The sequence below is a fragment of the Streptomyces mesophilus genome (assembly GCF_011044995.1).
GTDB lineage: Bacteria > Actinomycetota > Actinomycetes > Streptomycetales > Streptomycetaceae > Streptomyces > Streptomyces mesophilus.
Genome location: NZ_JAAKZW010000268.1, coordinates 1 through 10,397, shown reverse-complemented (window position 1 = coordinate 10,397; position 10,397 = coordinate 1). Strand labels below are relative to the sequence as shown.

The window sequence follows — 10,397 nt, the reverse complement described above, 5'->3', positions numbered from 1 at the left end:
GTCATCGAGCAGATCACCCACAAGCCCGGGCCCATACCCCAGGTACCGCCCCACGGCGGCCAGCTCCCGCCCATCCGACGGAAACGTATCCCCGGCCCGCCCACGCACGAGCATCACCCCATTCCGCACCCGCGAGGCCAGCACCCAGGCTTCGTCGAGCACGGCCGCGTCCTCGGTGGAGATCAGCTCGGCGGCGCAGGCCGCGGCCAACGCCTCGCGCGTACGGGTCGTACGGAGCCCCGGCTCGACCCACCCGTGCCGCAGCTGAAGCAACTGCACCGTCCACTCCACATCCGAAAGCCCGCCACGCCCCAGCTTGGCGTGCAGATTCGGATCCGCGCCGCGCGGCATCCGCTCCGTCTCCATCCGCGCCTTGAGCCGCCGGATCTCCCGTACGGCGTCCTCGCCGAGCCCCTCCGCGGGGTAACGCAGCGTGCTGATCATGTCGATGAAGCGGCGGCCGAGGTCCTCGTCCCCCGCCACCGGCTCCGCCCGCAGCAGCGCCTGGCTCTCCCAGACGAGGGACCAGCGCCGGTAGTACGCCTCGTACGACTTGAGTGTCCGTACCAGCGGCCCGTTCTTGCCCTCGGGCCGCAGATCGGTGTCGATGAGCAGCGGCGGGTCCTGGCTCGGGATCTCCAGAAGGCGCCGCATCTCGGCGACCACGGCGTTCGCCGCCTTCGCGGCCACGTGCTCGTCGACGCCCTCGCGCGGCTCGTGCACGAAGATCACGTCGGCGTCGGAGCCGTATCCCAGCTCGTGCCCGCCGAAGCGCCCCATGCCGATCACGGCGAACCGCGTCGGCAGCTCGTCGCCCCAGCCCTGCCGGACCACCGCCCGCAGGGTGCCCGCAAGCGTCGCGGCCGTGAGGTCGGAGACCGCGCTGCCGACCCGGTCCACCAGCGCGCCGGGGTCTGCTTCGGCAGGGTGCTCCTCGGTGCCGTACGAGCGGATGAGGTCGCCCGCGGCCGTACGGAACAGCTCACGCCGCCGTACGCCACGGGCCGCCGCGACCGCCATGTCGGCGCCGTCGGCGCGGCCGACGGCGGCGAGCACCTCCTGCTCCAGGTGGACGTGGTCGCGCGGTTCGAGGCCGCGCTCGTCGCCGAGCAGCGCCACCGCCTCGGGCGCGCGCATCAGCAGATCGGGAGCGAGCCGGCCCGCGGACAGGACCCGGGCGAGGTTCTCGGCGGCGGCGCCCTCGTCCCGGAGCAGCCGCAGGTACCAGGGCGTCTTGCCGAGCGCGTCCGACACCTTGCGGAAGCCGAGCAGGCCCGCGTCCGGATCGGCGGAGTCCGCGAACCAGCCGAGCAGGACGGGCAGCAGGGTGCGCTGGATCGCGGCCTTGCGGCTGACCCCGGAGGCGAGCGCCTCCAGATGCCTGAGCGCGGCCGCCGGATCGTTGTACCCGAGCGCCACGAGCCGCTCGCGTGCGGCGTCCGTGGAGAGCCGGATCTCCCCGGGCGCGAGCTGGGCGACGGCGTCGAGCAGCGGCCGGTAGAACAGCTTCTCGTGCAGCCGCCGCACGGCCGAACTGTGCTTGCGCCAGGCCTTGTTGAGCGACGTGACGGGCTCGGTGCGCAGCCCGAGCGACCGGCCGAGCCGCCGCAGATCGGCTTCGTCCTCGGGTACGAGATGGGTGCGGCGCAGCCGGTACAACTGGATGCGATGCTCCATGGCCCGCAGGAAGCGGTACGCCTCGTCGAGCTGGGCGGCGTCCGCGCGGCCCACGTATCCGCCGGCCGCAAGCGCGTTCAGGGCCTCAAGGGTGGAGCCGCTCCTGAGCGAGGCGTCACCGCGCCCGTGCACCAACTGCAGCAGCTGTACGGCGAATTCGACGTCCCTGAGCCCGCCGGGCCCGAGCTTCAGCTCACGCTCCAGCTCGGCGGTCGGAATGCTGTCGACGACGCGGCGCCGCATCTTCTGCACGTCGGGCACGAAGTTCTCACGCTCGGCCGCGTGCCACACCAGGGGCGAGAGCGTCTCGACGTACTCCCGGCCGAGCTCCGGGTCACCGGCGACGGGCCGGGCCTTGAGCAGCGCCTGGAACTCCCAGGTCTTCGCCCAGCGCTGGTAGTACGCGAGATGGCTGGCCATCGTCCGCACCAGCGGACCGTTGCGGCCCTCGGGCCGCAGATTGGCGTCGACGGGCCAGATGGTCCCTTCCACCGTGGTCTCGGAGCAGATCCGCATCATGTGCGAGGCGAGCCGGGTCGCGGCCTGCACGGCCTTGCCCTCCTCTGCGCCGTCGGCCGCGGCGGCCACGAAGATGACATCGACGTCGGACACGTAATTGAGCTCATGGCCACCGCACTTGCCCATCGCGATCACCGCGAGCCGGCACAGCGCGTCGTCCTCGGGCGCGGCGCCCCGGGCGATCGCGACAGCGGCGCGCAGCGTGGCGGTGGCGAGGTCGGCCAGTTCGGCGGCGGTCTCGGCGACGTCGGTCGTGCCGCACACATCACGCGCGGCGATCGACAGCAGACACCGGCGGTACGCCACGCGCAGCGCCACGGGATCCGTGGCATGGGAGAGGCCCCGCTCGAACTCCTCGACGCCCGGGTGCAGATCACTCGCCTCGTACGTGACGAGGGCGTGCCAGTCGCCGGGGTGGCGGGCCAGATGGTCGGCGAGCGCCTCGGACGCGCCCATCACGCCGAGCAGCCGGTCCCTGAGCGGCTTGCCGGCCAGCAGGGTGTCGAACAGCATCCGGCGCTGCTCGTCGTCGGGCTGCGCCTCCACCAGTCGTACGAGACCGGTGAGCGCGAGATCGGGATCGGCCGTGGCGCCGAGGGCGTCGAGCAGGACCGAGCTGGACTGCAGGGGGGCGAGATACGGACCGGTGAGGTGCCGCTCGGCGGCGGAGGGGTCGGTGAACCCGTGCCGAAGAAGCCTGGTGAAGGCACTGCTTCTGCGCCCCGGCACGGTCATCTGCGACCCCTTTCGCTGATCAAGGTCCGCGCCCGAGCCTAGTCTTTCCGCCTCCGTTGTGACCCGCCGTGCCCCCCGGCGTCCTGCGGCCACCGATGATTTCCGCGCCCGCGCGCGGTCTGCCCTGCAAAGGCACCATCGAAGGAGGAGGTCCTCATGGAGGCCCGTATGCCGCAGGCACCCCGCATGCCACAGGCGCCCCGCACCGAGCTGAACCCCGCCTACAGCGACGAGAGCGCGGTGGCCGTCGAATGGGCGCAGGCCGAGGCGCTGCTCGTGGAGGCCGAGCTGTTCTGGATCTCGACCGTACGGCCCGACGGCCGCCCCCATGTCACCCCGCTGCCCGCGGTCTGGCGCGACGGCAAGCTGTACTTCTGCACGGGCGCCCAGGAACGCAAGGCGCTCAACCTCGCGGCCAACCCGCAACTGGTCCTCACCACCGGCACCAACACCTGGAACAAGGGCTTCGACGTGGTGGTCGAGGGAGCCGCCGTACGCGTCACGGATGATGCCCGGCTCCGCACTCTGGCGGCCGCGTGGGAGTGCAAGTACGGCAGTTTCTGGCATTTCGACGTGAACGACGGCTGTTTCGAGCATGGTGCAGGCAAGGCTCTGGTGTTCGAAGTCGCCCCGCGTACGGCCTTCGGCTTCGGCAAGGGCGAGCCGTTCAGCCAGACCCGCTGGACGTTCGGCGACTGACCCTCGTATCCCTCTGAATCTATGGAGCAGACCATGGAGTACACCCTTGAAGTAGTCGTCGTCCCCATCTCGGACGCGGACCGTGCCAAGGAGTTCTACGCGGACAAGTGCGGCTTCAAGGTCGACCTCGACCAGCAGGTCACGCCGACGACCCGGATCATCCAGATCACCCCGCCCGGCTCGCGCTGTTCCATCGCCCTGACGGTGGGCATGCCGCCGTCCCCGGGCCAGACGTCGATGGAGCCGGGCGCGATCCAGGGCCTGCAGATCTGCGTCACGGACATCGAGGAGGCCCACGCGGAACTGACCGCCCGGGGCCTGGACATCTCGGAGATCATGCACGTCGGCGCGGAGGGCTGGGCCCCGGGCAAGGGCGAGACCTGGAACTCCTTCGCCTTCTTCAAGGACCCGGACGGCAACGGCTGGGTCATTCAGGAAGCCCCGGCGCCTTTGTCGGAGCGCTGAGCGGAGCGCCGAGTTACGTACTGACACGGGCCCGGCACCGCTGCGCAGCGGTGCCGGGCCCGTCCCATGGCCGCTCAGGACGCGCCGTCGAGCACCTCCCGCAGCCGCTGCGCGAACTCGTCCGGCTTCCCCGGATATCCGAACTCCCCGTCCAGGAACCCGCCGTGATGGCTCGGGAACACGACCACCCGCTGCCCGAGCAGTTCGGCGGTCGCGACGGAGGTGCGCCCGGTCTGCACGGTCTCGGACTCCTCGCCCACCGCGATCACCACGCGGGTCGGTGCGGCGATGAGCGCGTCGGCGTCCGGCCGGTAGTCGCTGATCGCCCACGACCGGTCGGACAGCAGCGGGTCGTCCCGCGAGCCGTCGTCCTCGGTGGGCATCCCGAACGCGGCGGGGTCGGCCTCAGGCTGCGCGAAGTACGCGTCGGTGAACTCGCCCTCCCACGAGGTCATGGCCACGAACGCGGCCATCCCGGCCCCCCACCCGCGCTTCTCGTACGCCTCCCGGACCCCGGCCCGCGCCCGTACGGCCGCCGGACCGTCCGGGGTGAGGGTGATCAGCGGCGGCTCGTGCGCGACCAAGGTGGTCACGTCCTGGGGGTACTTGGCGACGACCGCGAGCGCGGTGACCGCGCCGCCGCTGCTCGCGAAGAGCTCGACAGGACCGGCCCCGAGCGCCTCGACCACGGCGTGCACGTCGTCGGCCTGGACCTGCGGGGTGTGGTCGGTCCGCCCGTCCTTGCGGGTGCTGCGGCCGAGCCCGCGCGGGTCGTACGTGGCAACGGTCCGGTCGGGGAAGCGCTTCGCGAGGGCGACGAACCCGGTGGCGTCCATGGGCTGCCCGATCATGAGCAGCGGCGGGCGTCCGCCTTCGGGCGGAAGCGGTCCCCGGACGTCGTAGACGAGGTCGGCGCCGGCTGTTTCGAGTGTGTAGGTCTTCATGCTCCTGTAGACCGGCCCTGCCCGCAGAACTCATCGGTTCCGCGGGCAGGCATCATTCGGTGGCCGTGCAGGGCATCACCCGGTGGCCTACAGCACCGGCAGGTTCTTGCGCAGCTCGAAGGCGGTCACCTCGGAGCGGTACTCCTCCCACTCCTGCTTCTTGTTGCGGAGGAAGAAGTCGTAGACGTGCTCGCCCAGCGTCTCCGCGACCAGCTCCGAGCGCTCCATCAGGGCGATCGCCTCGCCCAGGTTCTGCGGCAGCGGCTCGATGCCCATCGCGCGGCGCTCGGCGTCGCGCAGCGCCCACACGTCGTCGTCGGCGCCGGGCGGAAGCTCGTACCCCTCCTCGATGCCCTTGAGGCCCGCGGCGAGCAGCACCGCGTACGCGAGATAGGGGTTGGCGCCCGAGTCGAGCGAGCGGACCTCGACGCGCGCCGAGCCGATCTTGCCCGGCTTGTACATCGGGACGCGGATCAGGGCCGAGCGGTTGTTGTGGCCCCAGCAGATGTACGAGGGCGCCTCGCCGCCGGCGCCCGCGGTGCGCTCCGAGCCGCCCCAGATGCGCTTGTACGAGTTGACCCACTGGTTCGTCACGGCGGAGATCTCCGCGGCGTGCTTGAGCAGGCCCGCGATGAAGGAGCGGCCGACCTTGGAGAGCTGGTACTCGGCGCCCGACTCGTAGAACGCGTTGCGGTCGCCCTCGAAGAGCGAGAGGTGCGTGTGCATGCCGGAGCCCGGGTGCTCCGAGAAGGGCTTGGGCATGAACGTGGCCTGCACGCCCTGCTCCAGAGCGACCTGCTTCATGACGAGGCGGAAGGTCATGATGTTGTCCGCGGTCGACAGCGCGTCCGCGTACCGCAGGTCGATCTCCTGCTGGCCCGGCGCACCCTCGTGGTGGCTGAACTCGACCGAGATGCCCATGGATTCGAGCATGGTGATCGCCTGGCGGCGGAAGTCCATGCCCACGTTCTGCGGGGTGTGGTCGAAGTAGCCGGAGTTGTCCGCGGGCGTCGGCCGCGAACCGTCGAGCGGCTTGTCCTTCAGGAGGAAGAACTCGATCTCGGGGTGGGTGTAGAAGGTGAAGCCGAGGTCGGAGGACTTGGCGAGGGCGCGCTTGAGGACATAGCGCGGGTCCGCGAACGACGGGGAGCCGTCGGGCATCAGGATGTCGCAGAACATCCGGGCCGTGCCGGGCGCCTCCGCGCGCCACGGCAGGATCTGGAAGGTCACCGGGTCGGGCTTGGCGATCATGTCGGACTCGTAGACCCGGGCGAAACCCTCGATCGCGGAGCCGTCGAACCCGATGCCCTCGTCGAAGGCCTGCTCCAGCTCGGCCGGCGCCACGGCCACCGACTTCAGGAAGCCGAGGACATCCGTGAACCACAGGCGTACGAACCGGATGTCGCGCTCCTCGAGCGTGCGGAGCACGAATTCCTGCTGCTTGTCCATTGCGACTTTCCACCCATCCTTGCCGGCCGGCCGACCACCGGAGCGTGCCTCATGTACACGGGGTCACTTGAGCATCCCACCACACGGTTTCGAACACGTTGCAAACCGGCCCGGTCCATTGCCGCAGCGGGGGCGGCTGACGTGGCGCCGACCCGCCGATAACATCAGCTGACCCGCCTGCCACTGGAGAACGGACATACCAGCATGGGTTCCGCCCGCAAGAACTCCTCAGCCGATCGCCGGGCCCGGATAGAGGAGATGCGCCGCGCCGAACAGGCCCGCGAGCGCCGCAACCGGCTGATCACCATCGGCATCAGCACCGTCATAGTGGTGGGCCTGGTCGGCTTCGGCTCGTACCTCTTCATCAACGAGCAGAACAAGCAGGACAAGGCGGACGCGAAGGCCAAGGCCGCCGCCGATGCGCCCATCAAGGGCCTGCAGGAGTTCGACGCCAAGAAGCTGGGCCGCAACCACGTCACGAAGCCGGTGTCGTACCCGCAGACTCCTCCGGTCGGCGGCGACCACAATCAGGCGTGGATGAACTGCAACGGCGACGTCTACGACAAGGCGATCCCGGACATGAACGCGGTGCACTCCCTGGAGCACGGCGCCGTGTGGGTCACGTACAACAAGCAGGCCAAGGACGCCGACATCAAGGCGCTCCAGGAGAAGGTCAAGGCCACCCCGTACTCCCTGATGAGCCCGGTCGACGGCCAGAAGGGCGCGCTCATGCTGACCGCCTGGGGCAAGCAGGTCACCGTGGACAGCGCCAAGGACCCGCGGGTGGACAGCTTCTTCGCCAAGTTCGTGCAGGGCAAGCAGACCCCCGAGCCGGGCGCCGCCTGCACCAACGGACTGGCCCTGTAGCCACGAGGACTCTGCGACCATGAGGACTCTGTAGCCACCAGGAACGGACTGTGTCAGTGAAGCGCGCAACCTGGCTGGGGATCGCCGCGGCGGTGCTGCTCGCGGGCGGCGGGGGCATGACCCTCGCGCTCGCGGACGGCCACGACGACGCGGCACCCCCGGCCGCCTCGGCCACGCCCTCGACGGACTCCGCCGACGCGGGGTTCGCGCGGGATATGGCCGTGCACCATCAGCAGGCCGTCGAGATGTCCTTCGTCGTACGGGACCGCACCGACGACGAGGGCATCCGCCGGCTTGCGTACGACATCGCCAACACCCAGGCCAACCAGCGCGGCATGCTGCTCGGCTGGCTCAACCTGTGGGGGCTGCCGATCGCGTCCGGCGACGAGCCGATGGGCTGGATGGACATGCCGGCCTCGCCGTCGCCCGGCCACGACGGCGCGCTGATGCCGGGCATGGCGACCAAGTCCGAGATCAAGCGCCTGGGGGAACTCAGCGGCAAGGACGCCGAGATCTTCTACCTCCAGCTGATGACGGACCACCACAAGGGCGGTGTCCACATGGCCCAGGGCTGTGTGGAGCGCTGCGTGGTGGGCGTCGAGAAGCGGCTGGCGCAGGGGATGGTCGACGCGCAGGAGTCGGAGATCGATCTGATGGCTGACCTCCTGAAGGAGCGGGGCGCGAAGCCTCGGTGACCTGGGGCGCCAAGCGTCGGTGACGTGGCGCGCCAAGCCTCGGTGACGCACGGTCGCTCCGCATGCGGAGCGACCGTATCGCGTTGATCATGGCCGCATGACGACCACCGACGAGGTCAAAGAGCCGGTCTCGGACGACGGCACCAAGAGGCAGTTCATCTCCTGGGTGACGCTCGCCCTGATGACGACCGCCTCCGTCGCGAGTCTGCGCCCCTCGCCCTCCATGGCGATCTACGGCCTCGCCGCGATCTTCCTCTATCTGCTGCCCGCGATCGTCTTCCTGCTCCCCACCGCCCTCGTCGGCGCCGAGCTGGCATCCGGCTGGACCGGCGGCATCTACCGGTGGGTGAGCGAGGCGCTCGGCAAGCCGCTCGGCTTCCTCGCGGTGTGGTGCCAGTTCGCGATGACCATCGCGTACTACCCGAGCCTGCTCGCGTATGTCGCCTCGACCTTCGCGTACGTCATCCACCCGAGCCTCGCCGAGAACGGGCTCTACGTCGCGATCGTCATCGTCGTCATCTACTGGACCGGCGTCTGGATCACCTCACGCGGCACCAAGACCGTGGCCGGCCTGTCCAGCCTGGGCCTGATCATCGGCACGCTGATCCCGGGCGTCGCGCTCGTGGTGCTCGGCATCGTCTTCCTCGCGCAGGGCAACCCCTCCGAGGCGCCGATGGACTCCGGCCACTGGCTGCCGCCGTGGACCGGACTCGCCAGCCTGGTCCTGATCGTCAACAACTTCCTCTCCTACGCGGGTATGGAGATGAACGGCGTGCACGTCTCCAGCCTGCGCGAACCGCGCTCGGAGTATCCGCGCTCGATCTTCATGGCCACCGGGCTCGTGCTGCTGATCTTCATCCTTCCGGCCCTCGCCATCAGCTGGGTGCTTCCCGCCGAGAACACCAGCCTCACCGCCGGTCTGATGCAGGCCTTCCACGCCTTCTTCTCGCACTTCGGCGTCGCCTGGCTGACGAAGATCGTCGGGATCATGGTGGTGATGGCGGCGCTCGGCGGCATGCTGACCTGGCTCGCGGGTCCCGCGAAGGGGCTGGTGCAGCTGTCGCGCCAGGAGGGGTATCTGCCGCCGTTCCTGCAGAAGCTGAACCCGGCCGGAGTGCCGCAGAACATCATGATCGCCCAGGGTGTGGTCACCACCCTGATCGGTGTCCTGTATGCGTTCAGCTCGGACGTGTCGTCCGCGTACTGGATGTTCTCCGTGATCACGGTGCAGATCTATCTGATCGCGTATCTGCTGATGTTCGTGGCCGTGATCAAGCTGCGCAAGAGCCAGCCGGACCGGCCGCGCGGCTTCGTGGTACCGGCGGTGACGCTGGTCGCGGGCGTCGGGTTCGTCGCCTCGGCGTGCGCGATGGTCATCGGGTTCGTGCCGCCGGACCAGTTCGGCGACGGGCCGCTGTGGCGCTATCTGCTGATCGTCGGCGGTGGGCTGCTCATCCTCGGGCTCGTGATTCCGCTGGCGTTCCTGAAGTTCCGCAAGCCGCACTGGGTGCATCCGGAGTACCAGGGTGCTCGGGCTCCCGTGGAGTAGGCACCCGGGCGTCCACTCCCCCATGCGGGACGTAGGCTTTGCCCCACTATGTCCCTCTCGGTGGTGTGTGCAGCGATGAGCCCTTCCCGTCCTCTCGACCTGCGGCCCGCCGCCGTGCCGCTCGCGCTGGGGGCGCTGACGTACACGGCCTGGGTGATCGAAGTCGTCGTCTCCACCGGCCTCGATCCGATACGGACCTACGTCAGCGAACTCGCCGCGCAGAGCGAACCGCTCGGCGGCGTCTTCCGCACCACGGACCTCGTGGCGGGACTGCTCGTGTTCGCCGGCGCGGCATGGGGTCTGCTGCGCCACCGTCCGCGCGCCCTGTGGTCCACGCTCGGCTGGGCCGGGCTAGCGCTGTTCGGGGCGGCCACGGCGATCGACTCACGGCTACCGCTGAGCTGCACGCCGACGGCCGACCCGGAGTGTGCGGCCCGCGAGACGGCGGGTCTGGTGCCGGCCACGCACGCCGCGCACGCCATGAGCAGTTCGGTCGCGGTGTGCGGTGCGCTGGTGGGGATGGTGGCGCTCACGGTGGCGGCCCGCCGGTACGGGTCCTGGCCGCTGCTCGCCCGTATCGGACCGTGGCTCGTGGCAGCCGAACTGGCCGTCACCGCCTGGACGTTGGCGTCCGTGGCGGCGTTCCAGGCGGGCAAGGGCACCTGGCTGCTCGGGCTCGGACAGCGGTCGCAGGTGCTGCTGATCGCGGTGTGGCTGGGGGTGTTCGCGTACGAGGTGGGGCGGCGCAGGGTGTACGAGGTGGGGCAGTGCGTGCCGTACAGGGTGGAGGGGCAGGGG

9 protein-coding genes are annotated in these 10,397 nt (G+C 70.0%); 6 read left to right on the top strand and 3 right to left on the bottom strand.

From position 1 onward, the window contains the following. Positions 1–2,931, bottom strand: a 2,931-nt coding sequence (locus tag G6045_RS35810; RefSeq protein ID WP_165336390.1) for a bifunctional [glutamine synthetase] adenylyltransferase/[glutamine synthetase]-adenylyl-L-tyrosine phosphorylase, incomplete at its 3' end; no start/stop codon positions are given. Between the two features lie 156 nt (positions 2,932–3,087). Between G6045_RS35810 and G6045_RS35805 the strand changes: the two genes are divergently transcribed. Both G6045_RS35805 and G6045_RS35800 read left to right on the top strand, forming a co-directional pair. Beyond that, on the top strand, positions 3,088–3,630 hold the full coding sequence (locus G6045_RS35805; RefSeq protein WP_235968528.1) for a pyridoxamine 5'-phosphate oxidase family protein: 543 nt from the start codon (positions 3,088–3,090) through the stop codon (positions 3,628–3,630). A 33-nt stretch (positions 3,631–3,663) separates the two neighbouring features. After that, entirely contained in the window at positions 3,664–4,095 is a 432-nt protein-coding gene (locus G6045_RS35800; protein ID WP_165336389.1) for a VOC family protein, read from the top strand. Between the two features lie 74 nt (positions 4,096–4,169). Here G6045_RS35800 and G6045_RS35795 read toward each other — a convergent pair whose 3' ends face one another. Together G6045_RS35795 and G6045_RS35790 are read right to left on the bottom strand one after the other, a co-directional pair. Next, a complete protein-coding gene (locus G6045_RS35795) occupies positions 4,170–5,039 on the bottom strand; it encodes an alpha/beta fold hydrolase (RefSeq protein ID WP_165336388.1) in 870 nt (289 codons plus the stop codon). 87 nt (positions 5,040–5,126) lie between these two features. Further along, positions 5,127–6,488 (bottom strand): glutamine synthetase family protein, encoded by a 1,362-nt coding sequence (locus tag G6045_RS35790; RefSeq protein ID WP_165336387.1) that lies wholly within the window; start codon positions 6,486–6,488, stop codon positions 5,127–5,129. Between the two features lie 204 nt (positions 6,489–6,692). Between G6045_RS35790 and G6045_RS35785 the strand changes: the two genes are divergently transcribed. The 4 genes from G6045_RS35785 to G6045_RS35770 all read left to right on the top strand — a co-directional run. After that, positions 6,693–7,355 (top strand): DUF3105 domain-containing protein, encoded by a 663-nt coding sequence (locus G6045_RS35785; RefSeq protein ID WP_206344628.1) that lies wholly within the window; start codon positions 6,693–6,695, stop codon positions 7,353–7,355. A 56-nt stretch (positions 7,356–7,411) separates the two neighbouring features. Next, positions 7,412–8,050 (top strand): DUF305 domain-containing protein, encoded by a 639-nt coding sequence (locus G6045_RS35780; protein WP_408056406.1) that lies wholly within the window; start codon positions 7,412–7,414, stop codon positions 8,048–8,050. Positions 8,051–8,147: 97 nt separating this feature from the next. Then, complete coding sequence (locus G6045_RS35775) at positions 8,148–9,599, top strand: APC family permease (protein WP_165336386.1); 1,452 nt, start codon at positions 8,148–8,150, stop codon at positions 9,597–9,599. A 75-nt stretch (positions 9,600–9,674) separates the two neighbouring features. Then, a partial coding sequence (locus tag G6045_RS35770; protein WP_165336385.1) for a DUF998 domain-containing protein occupies positions 9,675–10,397 on the top strand: 723 nt, incomplete at its 3' end.